Source organism: Isoptericola sp. 178, from assembly GCF_030586525.1.
GTDB classification, from domain to species: domain Bacteria; phylum Actinomycetota; class Actinomycetes; order Actinomycetales; family Cellulomonadaceae; genus Isoptericola; species Isoptericola sediminis.
Genome location: NZ_JAUQYN010000002.1, coordinates 630,122 through 648,421, shown reverse-complemented (window position 1 = coordinate 648,421; position 18,300 = coordinate 630,122). Strand labels below are relative to the sequence as shown.

Annotated in this window: 15 protein-coding genes and 1 other RNA gene; 1 reads left to right on the top strand and 15 read right to left on the bottom strand. The window is 72.0% G+C overall.

The window, feature by feature from the left end; translation table 11 throughout:
- Nucleotides 1-4: 4 nt before the first annotated feature.
- The 9 genes from Q6349_RS07480 to Q6349_RS07440 form a co-directional block, all read right to left on the bottom strand.
- Nucleotides 5-1,786 (bottom strand): DEAD/DEAH box helicase, encoded by a 1,782-nt coding sequence (locus tag Q6349_RS07480; RefSeq protein ID WP_304603802.1) that lies wholly within the window; start codon nucleotides 1,784-1,786, stop codon nucleotides 5-7.
- A 65-nt stretch (nucleotides 1,787-1,851) separates the two neighbouring features.
- Nucleotides 1,852-2,169, bottom strand: a complete 318-nt coding sequence (locus tag Q6349_RS07475; protein WP_171247513.1) for a DUF3039 domain-containing protein — start codon at nucleotides 2,167-2,169, stop codon at nucleotides 1,852-1,854.
- 360 nt (nucleotides 2,170-2,529) lie between these two features.
- Nucleotides 2,530-3,312, bottom strand: a complete 783-nt coding sequence (gene nagB / locus Q6349_RS07470) for a glucosamine-6-phosphate deaminase (protein WP_304603532.1) — start codon at nucleotides 3,310-3,312, stop codon at nucleotides 2,530-2,532.
- 22 nt (nucleotides 3,313-3,334) lie between these two features.
- Nucleotides 3,335-4,648 (bottom strand): extracellular solute-binding protein, encoded by a 1,314-nt coding sequence (locus Q6349_RS07465; protein ID WP_304603531.1) that lies wholly within the window; start codon nucleotides 4,646-4,648, stop codon nucleotides 3,335-3,337.
- Nucleotides 4,649-4,732: 84 nt separating this feature from the next.
- Nucleotides 4,733-5,728 carry an ROK family protein gene (locus Q6349_RS07460; RefSeq protein WP_304603530.1) on the bottom strand — a complete coding sequence of 332 codons (996 nt, stop codon included), beginning with the start codon at nucleotides 5,726-5,728 and terminating at the stop codon, nucleotides 4,733-4,735.
- A gap of 1 nt (nucleotide 5,729) precedes the next feature.
- Nucleotides 5,730-6,635: a carbohydrate ABC transporter permease gene (locus Q6349_RS07455; protein WP_171247510.1), complete on the bottom strand. Its 906-nt coding sequence runs from the start codon at nucleotides 6,633-6,635 to the stop codon at nucleotides 5,730-5,732.
- Nucleotides 6,632-7,573 carry a carbohydrate ABC transporter permease gene (locus tag Q6349_RS07450; protein WP_304603529.1) on the bottom strand — a complete coding sequence of 314 codons (942 nt, stop codon included), beginning with the start codon at nucleotides 7,571-7,573 and terminating at the stop codon, nucleotides 6,632-6,634. The genes Q6349_RS07455 and Q6349_RS07450 overlap by 4 nt, the downstream gene beginning before the upstream one ends.
- Nucleotides 7,574-7,672: 99 nt before the next feature.
- Nucleotides 7,673-9,019, bottom strand: a complete 1,347-nt coding sequence (locus Q6349_RS07445) for an extracellular solute-binding protein (RefSeq protein WP_304603528.1) — start codon at nucleotides 9,017-9,019, stop codon at nucleotides 7,673-7,675.
- Nucleotides 9,020-9,093: 74 nt separating this feature from the next.
- On the bottom strand, nucleotides 9,094-10,248 hold the full coding sequence (locus Q6349_RS07440; protein ID WP_304603527.1) for an ROK family transcriptional regulator: 1,155 nt from the start codon (nucleotides 10,246-10,248) through the stop codon (nucleotides 9,094-9,096).
- 175 nt (nucleotides 10,249-10,423) lie between these two features.
- Between Q6349_RS07440 and Q6349_RS07435 the strand changes: the two genes are divergently transcribed.
- Nucleotides 10,424-11,392: a DUF4349 domain-containing protein gene (locus Q6349_RS07435; RefSeq protein WP_304603526.1), complete on the top strand. Its 969-nt coding sequence runs from the start codon at nucleotides 10,424-10,426 to the stop codon at nucleotides 11,390-11,392.
- Between the two features lie 169 nt (nucleotides 11,393-11,561).
- On the opposite strand, the gene Q6349_RS07430 is transcribed toward Q6349_RS07435, so the two are convergent.
- From Q6349_RS07430 to ftsE, 6 genes are all read right to left on the bottom strand, one after another.
- Nucleotides 11,562-13,358 carry a BCCT family transporter gene (locus tag Q6349_RS07430; protein ID WP_304603525.1) on the bottom strand — a complete coding sequence of 599 codons (1,797 nt, stop codon included), beginning with the start codon at nucleotides 13,356-13,358 and terminating at the stop codon, nucleotides 11,562-11,564.
- 199 nt (nucleotides 13,359-13,557) lie between these two features.
- Nucleotides 13,558-13,926, bottom strand: a transfer-messenger RNA (tmRNA) gene (gene ssrA, locus Q6349_RS07425).
- A 143-nt stretch (nucleotides 13,927-14,069) separates the two neighbouring features.
- A complete protein-coding gene (gene smpB, locus Q6349_RS07420; protein WP_171247504.1) occupies nucleotides 14,070-14,576 on the bottom strand; it encodes an SsrA-binding protein SmpB in 507 nt (168 codons plus the stop codon).
- A 98-nt stretch (nucleotides 14,577-14,674) separates the two neighbouring features.
- Nucleotides 14,675-16,228 carry a M23 family metallopeptidase gene (locus Q6349_RS07415; RefSeq protein WP_304603524.1) on the bottom strand — a complete coding sequence of 518 codons (1,554 nt, stop codon included), beginning with the start codon at nucleotides 16,226-16,228 and terminating at the stop codon, nucleotides 14,675-14,677.
- A 6-nt stretch (nucleotides 16,229-16,234) separates the two neighbouring features.
- Entirely contained in the window at nucleotides 16,235-17,146 is a 912-nt protein-coding gene (gene ftsX / locus Q6349_RS07410) for a permease-like cell division protein FtsX (RefSeq protein WP_304603523.1), read from the bottom strand.
- A gap of 3 nt (nucleotides 17,147-17,149) precedes the next feature.
- Nucleotides 17,150-18,052, bottom strand: coding sequence for a cell division ATP-binding protein FtsE (ftsE, locus tag Q6349_RS07405; protein ID WP_171247501.1), 903 nt, complete (start codon nucleotides 18,050-18,052; stop codon nucleotides 17,150-17,152).
- Between the last annotated feature and the right edge of the window lie 248 nt (nucleotides 18,053-18,300).

Below are 18,300 nucleotides of genomic sequence, written 5' to 3'. Positions count from 1 at the left end.
CGCGTCAGCGCTTGCCGACGAACCAGCCGCGCACGGTCTCGACCCGGGCGTCGAGCTGGTCGGCGGTGGCCAGCGGCACCTCGGGACCGCCGCAGCGCCGACGCAGCTCGTTGTGCACCTTGCCGTGCGGGGTCCCGCTCTTGCGCGCCCAGGCGGAGACCAGCTTCGACAGCTCCTTGCGCAGCGCCGCCGCCCGGCGGTGCTCCTGCTCGGACTGCTCCAGGACGGCCTCGCCGGTGGTGGCGCCGTCGCGGCCGCGGGTCTGCGCCGCCTGACGCTGGCGCAGCAGCGTGGAGACCTGGTCGGCGTCCAGCAGCCCCGGGATCCCCAGGAAGTCCTGCTCGGCGTCCGATCCGATGTCGCCACCGGTGCCGAACTCGCCGCCGTCGAACAGCACACGGTCGAAGGAGGCCTGCGCGTCCAGCGCCTCGAAGGAACCCGTCAGCTCCCCCGACGCCTTCTCCTCCTTGTTGGCCGCGGCCAGCAGGGCGGCCTCCGGGTCGTACTCGATCCCCTGCTCCTCGGCCGTCTGCGGGCGGTCGAGGGCGTGGTCGCGCTCCGCCTCCAGCTCGTTGGCGAGGCCGAGCAGCAGCGGCACGCTCGGCAGGAACACCGACGCGGTCTCGCCGCGTTTGCGGGCGCGGACGAACCGGCCCACCGCCTGGGCGAAGAACAGCGGCGTCGAGGTGCTCGTGGCGTAGACGCCCACGGCCAGCCGGGGCACGTCGACGCCCTCGGAGACCATGCGCACCGCCACCATCCAGCGGTCCGTCCCGGCGGAGAACTCGTCGATGCGCGCCGAGGCGCCGTCGTCGTCGCTGAGCACGACCGTCGGCGAGGTCCCGGTGATGCGGGCCAGGTGCCCGGCGTACGCGCGGGCGTCGGCCTGGTCCGTGGCGATGACGAGGCCGCCGGCGTCCGGGACGGAGCGGCGCATCTCGGTCAGCCGCCGGTCGGCCGCCGCCAGCACCGAGGGGATCCACTCGCCGCGCGGGTCCAGGGCCGTGCGCCACGCCTGGGAGTGCATGTCCTTGGTCATGTCCTCGCCGAGGCGTGCGCTGACCTCGTCCCCGGCGCGGGTCCGCCAGCGCATCTCGCCGGAGTAGGTCATGAACAGCACCGGGCGCACGACGTGGTCGCGCAGCGCGTCGCCGTAGCCGTAGGTGTAGTCGGCCCTCGAGCGCCGGATGCCCTCGGCGTCGGCCTCGTAGGTGACGAACGGGATCGAGGCGGCGTCCGACCGGAACGGGGTGCCGGTGAGCGCGAGACGTCGCGTGGCGTCCTCGAACGCGTCCCGGATGGCGTCGCCCCAGCTCAGGGCGTCACCCCCGTGGTGCACCTCGTCGAGGATGACGAGGGTGCGGGCGGCCTCGGTGCGCGCCCGGTGCAGGGCGGGCTTGGCGGCCACCTGGGCGTAGGTCAGCGCGACGCCGTCGTAGTGCGACCCGTGCTTTCCCTGGGCGTTCTTGAACGACGGGTCGATCCGGATGCCCACCCGCGCGGCGGCGTCCGCCCACTGGTGCTTGAGGTGCTCCGTCGGCGCGACGACCGTCACCCGCCGGACCACGCCGGCGTCGAGCAGCTCGGTGGCCACCCGCAGGGCGAACGTGGTCTTGCCGGCGCCCGGCGTGGCGACGGCCAGGAAGTCACGGGCCGAGCGCTGGTGGTAGAGCTCCAGGGCCTCGGCCTGCCACGCCCGCAGGTTCGACGCCGTCCCCCACGGGGCACGACGCGGGTACGCGGGGCTGAGGTGGGAGGCGGCCGAGACCGAGGGCGACTGCGGCAGCGGTTTGGCCGGCTCGGCGGCGGCGGCGAAGAGGTCGACGGACTCCGACTCGGGAACCGGCAAGCTCACGACTCGGAGTCGGAGTTGCCGTCGTCGCCGTCCTGCGGGTCACGCAGGCCGTCGTAGATCTCCTTGCAGATCGGGCACACCGGGAACTTCGCGGGGTCGCGGCCCGGCACCCAGACCTTGCCGCAGAGCGCGATCACGGGCTTGCCGGACATCGCCGACTGCATGATCTTCTCCTTGCGCACGTAGTGCGCAAACCGCTCGTGGTCACCCGGCTCCGCCGACTGCTCCCGCGTGTCGGGGCGCTCGAGCACGCTCGTCCCCGACCCGGTGTCCTGCGAGGGGTCGGCCGGCGGGGTGGAGAGGGGCTCGCTCATGCGCCCCATCCTACGTGCCGGACATCGTGGGTCGAGGCGAACCGGCACCTCCACCGAGGCGTCCCGGACGGGTCACGAGTCAGGTCCGCACGCGCCGGGTCAGGGCACGTTCCGCCGAGTCAGGGCGCTGCCGTGCGAGTCAGGACGGTCCTCCGCGAGTCAGGGCGGGCCCGGGACGAGGAGGTGCGCCCGCCGACGGTTCGGCCCGGGCGCACCAGGACGCAGCGCGCGGAACGTCACACCGTGACGTGCTCCGCGCTGCCGTCCCCTGACCCGCGGCAAAGAATCCTGACTCGCGACCAGGCATCCTGACTCGCGACCGAGCATCCTGACCCGCGACCAGGCATCCTGGCCCGCGGGTCAGAGGCCCTGCCAGGCCGGCTTGGAGTCGTACGTCTGGCGGTAGTAGCTCGCGAGCTGGAGCCGCGAGGCCGCGGCCTCGTCGACGAGGACCGTGGCGTGCGGGTGGAACTGCATCACCGTCGCCGGCCACAGCGCCGAGACCGGCCCCTCGACCAGCTGGTGCACGGCCTCGGCCTTGTGCCGGCCCGTGGCCAGCAGCACCAGGTGCCGGGCCTCCATGATCGTGCCCAGCCCCTGGGTCAGGCAGTGGGTGGGCACCTGCTCGACGTCCCCGTCGAAGAACCGCGCGTTGTCCACCCGCGTCTGGGTCGTCAGCGTCTTGATCCGCGTGCGCGAGGCCAGCGACGACCCCGGCTCGTTGAAGGCGATGTGCCCGTCCGTCCCGATCCCGAGCAGCTGCAGGTCCACTCCCCCGGCGTCCGCGATCGCCCGCTCGTACGCCGCGCACGCGGCCGAGAGGTCCGACGCGAGCCCGTCCGGTCCCTGCACCTGGTCCGCCGGCCAGTCCACCCGCTCGGCGATGTCGGCGGCGATGACGTTGCGGTACCGCTCCGGGTGGTCGGCGGCCAGCCCCACGTACTCGTCGAGCATGAAGCCGCGGGCCCGGGCGAACGACAGCCCGCCCTCGGCGTGGCGTCGCGCCAGCTCGTCGTACACCTGCGAGGGGCTGGACCCCGTGGCCAGACCGAGCACCGCCTGCGGCCTGCGCCGCAGCAACGCCTCGATCGCCTCGGCGGCCAGCACCGCCAGCTCCTGGGCGGGAGCGATCACGACCTCCATCGAGGTCTCCTTCCTTCGTCGGTCATGCGCCGTCGTCGGCCGTGCCGTCGAGCAGCGGGGTGATGAGCGCGTCGTACTCCCGGGCGACCGCGGCGACGTCGCCGCCGCGCGCGATCTCCTCGAACAGGTCCTCGTAGAGACCTCGGGACTCGATCTCCGCCCAGCCGGGCGCGGCCGGGGTGAGCCGTGAGGCCTCCGCCGTCGCCACCAGTGTGCGACCGAAGACGTCGTCGGTCATCAGGTCGGTGAACCGGGTGTCGGCGGGACCCAGCCCGGACTCGGCGAGCATCGTCTGGTACGCGTCCGAGTAGACGACGCGCAGCAGGTCCTCGGAGAGCGCGGCGTTGCGGGTCAGCGACGAGATCGCCAGGTTCGAGCCGCCGGCGAACACCGGCGCGACCCCGCCGTCGACGCCCGGGAGCGCGAACACCCCCCACGTGTCCTCGTCGGCCATGCCGTCGCGGACCTCGACGCCCTGGTCGTCCCGGACCAGGTCCCCCATCTCCCAGCGGGCCCACGAGGGGGCCATCATCGCGGCCGCCGCCGGGACGCCGGACTCGACGCCGTCGTTGAGGTACTCCCAGTAGCCGGTGTCGACCTCGGTCGTGGGCAGGAACGAGGCGTGCCGGTAGACGTCCTGCCAGGCCTCGAGCCCGGCCACCGTGTCCGGGTCGGACAGCGTCGAGACCCACGAGCCGTCCCGTTCGACGGCCAGGTCGCCGCCGTGGGCGAACACCCAGGAGATCCCGTTGCGCCAGTCCTGGCCGCCCAGGGCGAACCCGGCACGACTGCCCGTGGTGAGCGTCGTGACGGCGTCGCCGAACTCGCCCAGCGTCTCGGGCACCTCGACCCCGGCGCGGCGCCACACGTCCTTGCGGTAGAAGACGTGGCGGGAGCCGAAGTAGTAGGGCAGGGCGTACACGGTGCCCGCGACCGACCCCGCCTCGACGAAGGACGGCAGCAGGTCGTCCCCGCCGAGCTCGGCGTACAGCGCGGGCGAGATCTCACGGAACGCACCCGCATGGGTGAACGTCGGAGCCTGCGTGTTGCCGAGCTCGACGACGTCGGGGGTCGCGGCGGGATCGCCCAGGGCCCGGTGGAGGTCGTCGACGAGGGTGGGCCACTGCTTCTCCTCGATGGTCAGCGTCGCGCCGGGATGGCGCCGCTCGAAGGTCGTCACGAGGTGGTCGCGCAGCTCGTCACCGGTGTCGGCGCCGACGAGCCACAGGACGATGTCGTCCGAGACCTCCGGCTCGACCTCGCCCGCCCCGCACCCGGCGGACAGCGCGGCGAGCACGACGGCGGCCGTCGCGGCCAGGGCCCGGCGGAGTCGCACGGTCGATGGTTCCTCTCGGTCGTGCCCGCGTCGGCGGCGTGCCGGACGGGCGGGGTGTCGGCGCAGGGCCGGTCGGGACGCGCCTCAGCGCAGGTCGGGCACCCGGGCAGCGTGCCCGCGCCCGACGACGGCGGCGCCGACCGCTCCCACCGGTACCCGGCCGGGGGCCAGGCGGACGCGGCCGGGAAGGTCGAGGCTGCGCAGGAACCCGGAGGCCGCGGACTCGTCCTCGAGGGCCCCCTGCACGGCCTCGAGCAACGGCCGGCCGAGCTGGGAGACGCCGCCGCCCAGGACGACGTAGCGCACGTCGACGCTGAGCACGAGCAGGCGGACGGCGGCCGCGACGGCGCTCGCGTACCGGTCGCGCACGGCGACGGCCCGCGGGTCCCCGGCCTCGGCCGCCTCGAACAGCTCGACCGGGGCGGGCCGGCCCGACGTCGTCGGCCAGACGGCGCTGATCGCCGAGCCCGAGGCGTAGAGCTCGAGGCAGCCGCGCTGGCCGCACGCGCACGGCGGACCGGCGGGGTCCACGGGGACGTGACCGATCTCGCCGGCCGCCCCGTGGCTGCCGCGACGGAGCCTGCCGTCCAGCACGACCCCGGCGGCCAGACCGGTGCCGAGGGCCAGGAACGCCAGGTCGACAGGTCCGGAGGTGGGGTCGGCGACCTCGAGGAGGTGGGCGGCCCCGACGGCGGCGACGTTCAGGTCGTTCTCGACGCCGACGCCGATCCCGCCGAGCCGCGCGGAGAGCAGCGTCGCGAGCTCGAAGGCCTCCCCGTCCAGGCCGAGGTTGACCGCGTGGCGCACGCTGCCGTCGACGGCGTCCACCAGACCGGGGATGCCGACGCCCACCCCGGTGACGTCCTCGACCGGGACGTCCGCCGCGCGGGTGACACCCTCGACGGCGCGCACGGCGCCGTCGAGGACGCCGCGGGGCCCGGGGGCCGTCGGGAGGCGCGTCTGCGCCGCGACGGTGCCGTCGGGGGCGAGGAGGACGGCGAGCGTCTTGGTGCCGCCGATGTCCAGGCCCACGCTGGGTCCGGGCGACGCCGGAGGCGTCGCCGTGCCGTTCTCGTCCACGTCAGCCCTTCACCGCCCCGGAGACCAGACCCGAGGTCATCCGCCCCTGCACGAACAGGAAGAAGACGATCACCGGCACGGCGATGAGCGTGGAGGCCGCCATGACCTCCGCCCAGTTGATGCCCCGGTTGGCCGACGCCGACAGGAAGCTGCGCAGCCAGATCGGCAGCGTCTGCGCCGACTCGGCGGGCAGGATCACCAGCGCGGTCGTGAACTCGTTCCACGCCTGCAGGAACGCGTACACCCCGGAGGCGACGAGACCGGGGGCCAGCAGCGGGAACGTGATCCGCAGGAAGGCCCGCGGCCGCGAGAGCCCGTCGACCATCGCGGCCTCCTCCAGCTCGATCGGGACGCCCGCGACGAACCCGCGCAGCATCCAGACGGTGAAGGGCACGAGCATGGCCACGTACAGCACCGAGATGCCGATGACCTGGTTGAGCAGACCGAGGCTGGACATCATCTGGTACTGGGCGATGAACAGACCCTCGGCCGGCAGCATCTGGATGAACAGCACCGCGAGGATGAAGCTCGTCCGGCCCCGGAACCGCCACCGGCTGATCGCCAGGGCCGCGAGGAACGCGAAGGCCAGCACCAGCGTGATTGTCAGGAACGTCACCATGACGCTCATGCCCAGGGCGTTGAGGAACCCGGAGTCGGTGAGCACCGATCGGAGGTTGGTCAGCGTGAAGCTGACGGGCAGGAGCTGCGGGGTGTCGGCACCGAGGATCGCGTCCGGGGTGACCGCCGAGTTCATCATCCAGTAGACCGGGAAGACCCACACGAGGGCCATCAGCAGGCCGAGGGCGCTCAGCAGGATCTTGCCCGGCCGGATCCGACGACGGCGCACGGGACGTCGCTCCCCGGTGCGTGCCGCGGGGGCTGCGGTGTCCGCAAGGACGGCGCTCATGCCGCGTCCTCCTTCATGAGATAGCGCACGTACGGCCCCGACAGGACCATCGTGAGCACCAGGACGAAGAGCGAGACGGCGGCGGCGCCGGCGAAGTCCTGGCTGCCCACCCCGAGCTCGTAGATGTAGTTGCCGAGCAGGTTCGTCTCGGAGATCGGGGCGCCGGCGTCCTGCAGGAGCCGGATCTGGGCGAAGACCCGCAGGTCCCAGATGATCTGCAGCAGCAGCACGATCGCGATGACCGGCCGCACGAGCGGCATGATGATCCGCCACAGGATCTGCCGCGAGCCCGCACCGTCGATGCGCGCGGCCTCGAGCACCTCCTCGGAGACCTGGGTGAGCCCGGCGTAGATGGACAGAGCCACGAACGGCACCGACATCCAGATGACGACGAGCGATGCCACCAGGAAGAACGTCCAGACGTTGCCGAGCCAGTTGTACCCGTCGAGGTTCTCCCGGCCGAGCTGGACGAACATCCAGTTCACGACGCCGTTGCGGTCGTCGAAGAGCCAGCGGAACACGGTCACGGCGGCGACCAGCGGGGTGGCCCAGGCCAGCAGCAGGGTGATCTGCATCGACATGCGCACCCAGCCGGGCACCGCCCGCATCAGCACCGCGAGGCCGAGGCCGAGACCGACGGTCACCAGGGCGTTGACGAGGCAGAACGCGATGGACTTCGCCACCACGGACCAGACCTCGGGGTCGGTGAAGATCCGGGTGTAGTTGTCCAGGCCGATGAACTCCGGCGGGGCACCGAACTGCTGCATGAGCCCGAACTCCTGCAGCGAGGTGATGATCTGCCAGTAGACGGGGTAGCCGAGGCCGACCAGGAGGGCGGCGACCGCGGGGATCAGCAGGAGATAGGGGGTGGCCGGCTTGCGCCGACGGCGGATCGCGATGCCGTCCGATCCGGCGGTCCTGCCAGTGGTCAGGGTCATGCGGTCCTCCTTCCCGGTCATGGGACGAGCGGGGTGGCGGCCTGGTCGTGCGGCGCCACCCCGCCCGTCAGGGTGTTGCGTGCGGTGACGAGCCGGTCGTCAGCCCGCCTGGCCGTTGAGCATCGGCGTGATCGTCTCGTCGTACTCGGCGGCGAGCTCGGCCACGTCACCGCCCTCGGCGATCTTCTGGAAGAGCTCCTCGTAGACCGAGGCACCCTCGACGGCGGCCCAGCCCGGGGCGGCCGGCGTCAGCTTCGAGTTCTCAGCGGTCTCGACGGTGACCTCACCGAACTTGTCGGTCTCCATCACCGAGGTGAACTCCGTGTTGGCCGGCCCCAGGCCGTTCTCGGCGAGCATCGTCTGGTACTCGTCCGAGTAGATGACCCGCAGGAGGTTCTCGGCCAGCTCGGGGTGCTGCGACTGGGCCGAGACCGCCATGTTCGAGCCACCGGCGAAGACGGGGGCCACGCCGCCGTCGACACCCGGCAAGGCGAAGATGTCGAACGTCGAGGCGTCGGCCATGCCGTCGCGGACCTCCTCGCCCTCGTCGTTCTCGGTGAGGTCACCGATCGACCAGCGGGCCCAGCCCGGCGCCATGATCGTCGCCGCGTCCGGGGCGCCGCCCTCGGCGGTGTCGTTGAGGAAGTCCCAGTAGGCCACGTCGCGGTCGGTGGCCGGCAGGTTCGAGGCGCCCTGGTAGACGTCCTGCCACTGCTCGAGACCGGCGATCGTGTTCTCGTCGGAGAGGGTGGAGACCCACTCGTCGCCCTCCTTGACGGCGAGCTCGCCGTCGTGGGCGAAGATCCACGAGATGCCGTTGCGCCAGTCCTGGCCCCCGAGGGCGAAGCCGGACATGTCGTCGGTGCGCAGCTCCTTGACGGCCGCGCCGAACTCGTCGAGCGTCGTCGGGACCTCGAGGCCGGCGTCCGACCAGATGTCCGCGCGGTAGAACATGTAGCGCGAGCCGAAGTAGTAGGGCAACGCGTAGACGGTGCCGTCGACCGAGCCCGCCTCGACGAAGGACGGCAGCAGGTTGTCCCCGCCCAGCTCCTCGTAGAGTTCCGGCGAGATCTCGCGGAACGCGCCGGCGTTGGTGAAGGTCGGGGCCTGCGTGTTGCCGAGCTCGACGACGTCCGGGGTGTTCTCGGCGTCGGGCAGCGCGGTCGTGAGCTTGGTGACCAGGTCGCCCCAGTCCTGCTCCTCGATGGTCAGCGTCGAGCCCTCGTTCTCGGCCTCGAAGGTCTCGACGAGGTACTCGCGCAGCTCGTCGGGGGTGTCGCCACCGGCCACCCACATCGTGAGGTCGGCGGCCTCCGGTTCGCCGGCAGCCTCGGTCTCCGTGCCCTCCGAGCCGGTGTCGGTGGTGTCGCTGCTGCAGGCCGTCAGCGCCAGGGTCAGGGTGATCGTCGAGGCCGCGGCGGCGGCGACGAGTCGGGTTCTCTTCACGGGATGGTTCCTTCCACGGTGTTGCGGGGACGGCTCTGTTCGCGCCGCCGATGGATGAGGTTCGGAGGGACGGGTCACGAGACGCCGAGCTGGGCGCCCAGGACGAGGACGGCCGCCCCGGCCAGGACGACGTCGTCGTCCAGGGCGGCCATGCGCAGGTCCAGGCCGGCCGAGGTGGCCGGCATGGTCCGCGCGGTGATGGTCTCGAGCGCCGCGGTCCGGAGCGGTTCCGCGAGCAGCTCGGGCGGGCCGGCGAGGATGACCTCGCCGAGGTTCAACGCACCGACGACCGGCGCGAGGGTCTTGCCGAGCGTGCGGCCGACGTCGGCCAGCACGGCCTCGGCCTGGTGCGCGTCGAGCCCCTCGGTCGCGCGCCGGAGCGCCGGGGCGGACAGGACCGTCTCGAGGCAGCCGCGCCGCCCGCAGGCGCACGGCTGACCACCCTCCTCGACGACGGTGACGTGCCCGAGCTCTCCGGCGGCGTCACCGGCACCGTGCACGCGGGCACCGTCGACCATGACGCCGGCGCCGACACCCTTGCCGACGGTCAGCACGATCATCGAGTCGCCGCCCCCGCCGTAGGTGTACTCGGCGAGCGCCGCGGAGTTGGCGTCGTTGGCCACGTGCACCGGGAGGCCGAGCCGGTCGGTGAGCAGCGCGGCCAGGGGCAGGTCGCTCCACTCGACGTTCGGCGCCTCGACGACGCGCCCGGTGTCGTCGACGACGCCCGGCGAACCGACACCGATGCCGATGACGGGGCGGGTCGCCGACGCGACGAGGCGCCGGGCGAACCGGGCCAGCAGGTCGACCAGGTCCTGTCCCCGCCGGCCGTCGACCGGCAGGACCTGGCGGTCGACGGCCTCGCCGGTGAGGGTGAGGACGGCGCCGCGCAGGACGGTGTCGTCGGAGAGGTCGAGCCCGACGATCTGGTACGCGTCGGTCCGCATCCCCACGAGGATCGCCGGCTTGCCGACGCGGCGTCCGGGCTGCGTCCCGAGCTCCTCGACCAGGCCCTCGGCCAGCAGGACGCCGACGAGGTCGGAGACCGTGACCCGGGTCAGGCCCGTGGACCGGGAGAGGCCGGCCCGCGAGGTCGGCCCCTCGTGGAACAGGTGCTGGAGCACCAGCGACCGGTTGTGCGCCCGAGCGTGCTCGGGGAGCACCTTGGAGGTCGCTCGCAGACCGCCGCCCAGGCCCCGTCGGCTGGTGCGCGTCGTTGTCGTGGTCATGTTTGTTAGTAGAGCGTCCTTACAGATCGCCTGTCTATCGTACGGAGCCCTTCGTTATTTGATCGTTACCTGCCCTGGACTCGTCCCGGGCCGGATGTCACGGTCCTGGCACGGTCGCATCACGATCGGTGCGAAGGACCGGATCCTCGCTGGTCAGGGGCCTAGAGTCGGGGTCATGCCGACCCGCGCACTCGGTCGCCGAGCCACCGCCCTCACCGTCGTTGCGATCCTCACGTTCGGGCTCGCCGCCTGCACGGGCTCCGACGAGAACGTCTCCGTCGGCGTGGACACCGCCACCGACGACGTGGCGAGCACGTCCGCCGCCGACGCCGCGGCGGTCGCCGAGGAGTCCGTCGTCACCGAGGCGGACCGCACCGCCGCCGTCGACCGCGAGGTGGTGGTCACCGGGTGGATCGAGATGACCTCCCCCGACCCCTCCCGCACGACGGCCGAGCTGACCCGGATGGTCGAGGGGGCCGGCGGACGCGTCGACCAGCTCACCGAGTCGCCCGACCTCGACGGCGAGCCGGGCCCCGCGTCGATGACCGTGCGGATCCCGGCGGCACGGACGACCAGCGCCGTCGAGGCGCTCTCGGAGCTCGCGACCGTCCAGCACGTGGAGGTCACGAAGGACGACGTCACGAGGCAGGGACAGAACCTGGACGCGCGGATCTCGGCTCTGACGACCTCCACGAAGCGCCTGGACGAGCTGCTGTCCCAGGCGACCTCGACCGAGGACCTGCTCGAGGTCGAGCGTGAGCTCGCGGCCCGCCAGGCGGAGCTGGACTCCCTGGTCGCCCAGCGCGAGGCGCTCAGCGACCAGGTCGCGATGTCGACGCTGCACATCCAGATCACCCCCCGGACGGCTCCGGTGACGGCGCCGGCGAGCGGGTTCGTCGACGGGCTGGAGACCGGGTGGAGCGCGCTCGTGGCCGCCGCGAAGACCGTCGTGCTCGTCCTCGGCGTGCTGCTGCCGTGGCTGCTGCCGATCGGTGCCGTCGGCCTGATCGTGTGGTTCCTGCGTCGGCGGCGGTCCTCCGCTCCCCCGTCCGGGCCGGGCCGGGGCGAGGACGACCCCCGGGGTCCGGGGTCGCCCGCCCCGAGCACGGGCGCGTCGGACCGCGAACCCGAGCTGGTCGGCTGACCGCAGCCGGCCACCGGGCCGGCGGACCCGGGTGCGCCGGCAGGACGACGCCCGCCCCTCGAGCAGGTCGCGCGCAGGTCTGGTGCACGGCCGAGGGGGCCCGGGACGTCATGCCCCGGGCCCCCTCGGCCCTGCGACCTCGGCCGCGCCGCCGTGCGGCGGCGACCGGTCAGTCGGTCCTGGTCCCGGTGTCCGGCTCCCCGGGCCCCGTCTCGGGCGGCTCCTCACTGCCGGTTGCGGAGCGCTCGGTCGCCGCAGCGCTCCCGGTCGTCGCCCCGGACGACACCGCGGCCCCCTGCAGCGCGGCCGCACGTGCCGACGCCCCGCGTTGCCCCGCGCCGGCGCGCCCCATGAAGCGCCATCGGGCCATCAATCCGGCGAACTGGGCCTCGACGGCGGTATGGCGTTCGGTCCGCAGCGACTTGTAGAGGCTGAAGACCATCAGGAAGTTCAGGATGAAGATCGGGAGCCCGATCACCGTGATCACCTGTTGGAGCGCGGCGAGACCGTCCCGGCCGGTCACCCCGCCGAGGATGATCAGCGACGCGGCCAGCATGCCCTCGCTGACTCCCCAGAACACGCGCTGCCGGGTGGGGCCCGAGTCGGCGGTGCCCACGCAGAGCATGTCGACCACCAGGGACGCGGAGTCCGACGACGTGGCGAAGAACAGGGCGACGACGATGACGGCGATCCCCGAGACCAGGGTGGCCGCCGGGTAGTTCTCGAAGAAGGTGAACATCGCCAGCGCCACGTTGTCGGCCACGGCCTCCGAGATCGCGCCTCCGCTGCCGCCGATGCCGTCGAGCTCCATCGCCGACCAGCCGAAGATGACGAACCACACCATGGTGAACACGGACGGGGCGATGAGCACGCCGCCGACGAACTGCCGGATGGTGCGGCCCTTGGAGATGCGGGCCAGGAACACGCCCATGAACGGCGCCCAGGTCACGGTCCACGTCCAGTAGAAGACCGTCCAGCCACCCTGCCAGCCCCAGCCTCCCTCGCTGGTGAACTGCGACATCGCGTCGTTCCAGAAGGCCAGCCCGATGAGGTCCTGGGCGTAGACGCCCACGCTCTCGGGGATCTGGCGCAGCAGGAACAGGGTGTCCCCGGCGATGAGGACGAAGATCATCAGGCCGACGGCCATGAGGATGTTGATGTTCGACAGGCGCTTCACGCCCTTGTCCAGCCCGGCCACGATGGAGCTCACGGCCGTGATGGTCAGCACGGTGATGACGACGACCTGCAGCAGCGTGCCGTTCTCGATGCTGGGGAAGAGCGCGTTGACCCCCGCCCCCACCTGGGAGGTACCGAGACCGAGGGAGACCGCGAGGCCGAACAGGGTGCCGAGCACCGCGAAGATGTCGATCGTCTTGCCGATCGGTCCGTGGATGCGCTCCTTGAGGAAGGGGTAGAAGACGGAGCTGACGCGCAGCGGCAGCTTGTACCGGTAGACGAAGTAGCCGAAGGCCAGGCCCGGCAACGTGAAGATCGCCCAGGTGTGCAGGCTGAGGTGGTACAGCGAGATCGACATCGCGTCGCTCGCCGCCTCGGCGGAGTACGGGGCCACGTCGTCGAACGGCGGCGTCGAGAAGTGCGAGATCGGTTCCGCCACGCCCCAGAACATCAGCACCGTGCCGATGCCGCCGGCGAAGAGCATCGCGAACCACGACAGGTTCGAGTACTCGGGCCGTGATTCGTTGTCACCCAGGCGCAGGTGACCGTACTTGCTCAGGGCCACGTAGGCGAGGAACACCAGCCAGAACGTCACGCCGATGATGAAGAACCAGCCCAGGTTGGTGACGATCCACTCCCGGCCGGCTCCGAACGCGTCACCGATCTGCGTGGGGAAGACCAGCAGCAGGAGCAGGAACAGCACCATCAGGCCGGCGGAGGTGAAGAAGATCGTGGGGTTCGTCTCCAGGCCCAGCCGCCGGGCGAGCCTGTCGAGTCGTGCTTCGGCCATGGCCGACCTCTTTTCGCACTCGGGCGGGTGGTCCCCGTCACGCCGGGATTCGTCCACCTTGGCGAAGGTGGACCACGCTGTCCACCGCAAGCGCGAATTCGTCGGACTCGCCGGGCCGGCCGTCTTCCCTGACCGACCGCGGCCCCCGGGCACGACGAAGGCCCGCCTGACGCGGTGTCAGGCGGGCCTTCGTCGTGACGAGTGGAGCTGCCGGGAATCGAACCCGGGTCCGGTAGCGCTTTTCCAGGGCTTCTCCGGGCGCAGTCTGCTGCGATTTTCTCGGCCCCCGCACTCACGCAGACAAGGTGCGGACGGGCCCAGTCATCTGGAAGTCCCCGTCGCCCCGATGACGAGGGCGACGAGCAGTGGCTCTCTAGATGACGTGAGCTACCGGGTCGAGAGCGCTCCCGGGCTCACGGACTTCGGAGCTCGCTCAGGCGGCGAGGGCGAAGTCGGTGCGCTTGTTATCGGCACCTATAGGTTTGCAGGCAAGCGTTAACGAGATGAGCACTGCATCCTCGGCCCGCTTCCCCTGGAAGCACGACCACCGTCGAAACCGATCAGCCCCTATGGATTTGTCAAGATCCGCACCGGCCGTGGCGGACCACCGCCGGTCTGTCCATCGTAGTGGATGAACGCCCCAGGTCGCACAGATATTTCCGCACCGGGGCAGCGCCGCCGCGAGCCGCGGCACGGTGCGCCGCAGCGCCGTCAGCCGAGCAGCTCCTGGCGTCGCATGGCGCGCTGGGCCTCCCGCAGGTCCTGCTTCTCGCGCAGGGCCTGGCGCTTGTCGAACTCCTTCTTGCCGTGGGCCAGCGCGATCTCGAGCTTGGCCCGCCCGTCCAGGAAGTACAGCCGCAGCGGGACGATCGTCTTGCCCTTCTCCCGGGACTTGACCCCGAGGCGGTCGATCTCGTCGCGGTGCAGCAGCAGCTTGCGTCGACGGCGCGGCGCGTGGTTGTTCCAGGTGCCCTGGAAGTACTCGGGGATGTGCGCGTGCTCGAGCCAGACCTCGTCGTGGTCGACGGTGACGTAGCTCTCGGCCAGCGACGCACGCCCCATGCGCAGCGCCTTGACCTCGGTCCCGGACAGGACGATCCCGGCCTCGAGCACGTCCTCGATCACGTAGTCGTGGCGGGCCTTCTTGTTGTTCGCCACGACCTGGCGCGGGTCCGCCGACTGCTGCTTCTTCTTGGCGCCCTTGGACTTGTTGGACACGGTCTCCTCCTCCCTGGGTGACGCGACGCTCCAGGATACGCGGCCTCGGACCCGGGACCAGCGGATTTTCGCTCAGGGCGGTCACGCCGCTCCGCAGGTCAGTTCAGCCAGCCCCGCATCGGGTCGACCGTGCTGCCGTTGAGCCACACCTCGAAGTGCAGGTGGCACGCCCCGGAGGACCCGCTGCTCCCGGAGTACCCGATCACCTGGCCCTTGGAGACCTTCTGCCCGACGTAGACCACGTCGCGCGACAGGTGCAGGTACCGGCTCATGACGCTGTCCCCGCGGTGCCTGCCGTGGTTGATGAGCACGTTGTTGCCGGGGCTCGACCCGTAGTAGGCCTGCTCCACGTACCCGCTCTGGGCGGCGTAGATGGGGGTGCCGCAGTAGCTGCGGATGTCCGTGCCCGCGTGCAGCCGGGTGTAGCCGTACATCGGCAGGTAGCGCATGCCGTAGCTGCTGGTCACCACCCGGTAGTTCGTCGGCCAGCCCAGGAACGGACCCGAGGGGGTCGACGAGCCGCCGGAGCTGGACCCGCCTCCGCCACCCGCGCTCGAGCCACCGCCGGAGCCCGAACCGCCGCCCGAGCCGGAGCCGCCCCCGCCGCCCGAGCCGCCGCCGGAGCCGGAGCCTCCCCCGCCGCCCTGGCCCGACCCGCCACCGGAGTCCTGCTGGCCGCGCTCCGCCGCACGCTGCTCGGCGGCGCGCTGCTCGGCCTCGCGCTCGGCCTGCCGGCGTGCCTCGGCCTCCTGGCGTCGGCGCTCCTCGGCCTCACGACGCTTGCGCTCCTCCTCGAGCCGACGGTCGCGCTCGGCCTGCTTGGCGATGATGTCCTTGATCTCGGACTGGAGCTGGTCGCGCTCGGCCTCGTTCTCCTCGAGCTCCGCGATCGTCTCGTCCCGCTGGTCCGCGATCGTGGCCTTGAGCCGCTTCTGCTCCTCGATGAGCCGCTCCACCTCGGCCTTGCGCTCCGCCGCCCGCTGCTCGGCCTCCTGCGCGACCACGACGTTCGCGTCCGCCTCGGCCTTGAGGACCGCGATCGTCTCCCGGATCGCGTCGAGCCGCGCCTGCTGGTTGCGGGCCACGGTCTCGGCCTCCTGCAGCTCGGTCACCGAGCGGGACCGGCTGCGCGCGGCCGACGCCGTCACGGACAGGTCGTCGAGGAACTCCTCCGTGGACTGCGCCCCCGTGACCAACCCGATGGTGCTGGCGTCGTCCCCGCGGCGGTAGGCCTCGCGCGCCATCGCGGCGACGTCGTCCCGCGCCTCCTCGACCTTGCCCTCGCCGGCCTCGATCTCCTGGGCGACGGCCTTCTCCTCGTCCTCGGCGTCGGCGAGCCGGTCGGCGAGCACCGCCGCCTTGCGGCGGGCCTCGGCGAGGGCGGCCTGCGCCTCGGCGAGCTCGGCCTGCGCCACCGGCAGACGCCCCTCGACCTCGTTGAGGTCGAGCACCGCCTGGGCGAACTTGTCGTTGGTGTCCTCGAGCTCGTGCTGCAGGTCCTGGCGCTCCTCGCGCTTCTGGCGCTGCTGCTCCTCCGCGGCGGCACGCTGGTCGTCGAGCTCGTCGGCGACGACCGGTGCCGTCGGGCCGATCAGCAGCAGCGCGGCCAGCACCCCGGCGAGGGCGCGGCGCAGGCGGACGACGTCGGGCACGGCGGATCACACCCTCGTGTAGCGGTGGAGGGTCACGGCGGAGGACACGGCGGCGACCGCCACGGCCAGGCCCAGCAGCAGCGGGGCGATGGTGAGCACGTCGGCCGGGGTCACGTGCTCGACCCAGTCCACCGACGCGGCGAGCCAGTCGACGACGAGGTACTGCACGGCCGCCCAGAGCCCGACGACCGCCAGGACGGCCCCGAGCAGTGCCGCGATGGCGCCCTCGAGCATGAACGGCAGCTGGACGAACAGGGTCGAGGCACCCACGAGCCGCATGATCCCGGTCTCGCGCTGCCGGGACACCGCGGAGAGCCGGATCGTGGTGATGATCAGCAGCGCCGCAGCGACGAGCATGACGACGGCGAGACCGACGGCCACCAGCGAGGCACGGTTCAGCGCCAGGAACAGCGGGTCGAAGATCGCCCGCTGGTCCTCGACCACCTCGACGCCGTCCCGACCGGAGAGCACCTCGTCCACGACCTGGTACTGCTCGGGGTCGGCGAGCTGGAGACGGAACGAGGCCTGCATGTCGTCCGCGGTGAGCTGGGTGCCCTGGTAGCCGTCGGGATACTGGGCGGAGAAGGCCTCGAAGGCGTCGGTCTTCGACTCGAAGTACACCGTGGACACGACGCCGTCGAGCTCGGTGCTGATCGTGCGCTCCAGGGTGCTGATCTGCTCGGGGCTGGCCTCGCCCTCGGCGCACGTCGGCTCGGTGGAACCCTCGGGGCAGAGGAAGACCGAGACCTCGACGAGGTCGTACCAGTCACCCTTGAGCTTGTCGATCTGCACCTGCAGCAGCGCGGCGGCTCCGACGAACGTCAGGGAGACGAACGTCACCAGCACCACCGAGACCACCATCGTGGCGTTGCGGCGCAGACCACGCAGGACCTCGCCGAAGACGAACTGCAGGCGCACCGCTCAGGCCTCCTCGGCCCGGGACGCCCCCGACATCGCCCGGACCTCCTCGTCGTCGGTCTCCGCCGGCGGCGGGTCCACCCCCCGGGCCGCGGCCTGGTCGGCCGCACGTTCCGCGGCGACGTCACCGGGTTCGGGGCGCACCGAGATGCGGCGGGCGGGCACCCCCCGCCCGGGGGCGTCCAGGACGGCGACGGGGCCGACCTGCGGCAGGATCTCCTCGCGGCGGCCGTAGACGGCGTCCTTCTCGTCGCGCACGACGTGCCCGGTGGAGAGCTCGACGACCCGGCGGCGCATCTCGTTGACGATCTCGTCGTCGTGGGTCGCCATCACCACGGTGGTCCCGGTGCGGTTGATCCGGTCCAGCAGCCGCATGATGCCCTGGGAGGTCGTCGGGTCGAGGTTGCCGGTGGGCTCGTCGGCGAGCAGGATCTTGGGGCGGTTGACGAAGGCGCGGGCGATCGCGACGCGCTGCTGCTCCCCGCCGGACAGCTCGTGCGGCCGCCGCTTCTCCTTGCCGTCGAGCCCCACCCACTCCAGCACCTCCGGCACGGTCGTGCGGATGTGGTGGCGTGGGCGCCCGATGACCTGCAGCGCGAAGGCGACGTTCTCGTAGACGGTCTTGTTCGGCAGCAGCCGGAAGTCCTGGAAGACCATGCCGATGCCCCGACGCAGACCGGGCACCCGCCAGGGCGAGAGCCGGGTCAGGTCGCGCCCGGCGACGTACACCCGCCCGCCGGTGGGGCGCTCCTCGCGCAGCACGAGCCGCAGGAAGGTGGACTTGCCGGAGCCGGACGCGCCGACGAGGAACACGAACTCGCCCCGCTCGACGTCGACGGAGACGTCGTCGAGCGCGGGTCGCGCCCCCCGCGCATAGACCTTCGAGACGTTCTCGAACCGGATCACGGCGTACCTCCCACCGGGTGGATGCCTGCCAGGCGCAGGCGTTCACCCGATCCGAGAGTCGCACGCGAGATCCTGCCCCCGACGGCAGACACGCGGCGTGTCGCGGGCACCGGTCCGTTGCTGGCCGCAATCGTCCGGGATTGTCCGGTGGGCCGGGCCGGCACACCTCGTGCCGGGTCAGGGCGGAACGCGCCGAGTCAGGCCCGACCGTGGCGAGTCAGGGCGGAACGCGCCGAGTCAGGGCCGGG

Excerpts from the sequence above, each read along its gene's own strand:
- Q6349_RS07455 (WP_171247510.1), bottom strand. The coding sequence starts at position 6,635 with ATGAGCGCCGTCCTTGCGGACACCGCAGCCCCCGCGGCACGCACCGGG.
- Q6349_RS07450 (WP_304603529.1), bottom strand. The coding sequence starts at position 7,573 with ATGACCCTGACCACTGGCAGGACCGCCGGATCGGACGGCATCGCGATC.
- Q6349_RS07440 (WP_304603527.1), bottom strand. The coding sequence starts at position 10,248 with ATGACCACGACAACGACGCGCACCAGCCGACGGGGCCTGGGCGGCGGT.
- Q6349_RS07475 (WP_171247513.1), bottom strand. The coding sequence starts at position 2,169 with ATGAGCGAGCCCCTCTCCACCCCGCCGGCCGACCCCTCGCAGGACACC.
- nagB (WP_304603532.1), bottom strand. The coding sequence starts at position 3,312 with ATGGAGGTCGTGATCGCTCCCGCCCAGGAGCTGGCGGTGCTGGCCGCC.
- Q6349_RS07430 (WP_304603525.1), bottom strand. The coding sequence starts at position 13,358 with ATGGCCGAAGCACGACTCGACAGGCTCGCCCGGCGGCTGGGCCTGGAG.
- Q6349_RS07435 (WP_304603526.1), top strand. The coding sequence starts at position 10,424 with ATGCCGACCCGCGCACTCGGTCGCCGAGCCACCGCCCTCACCGTCGTT.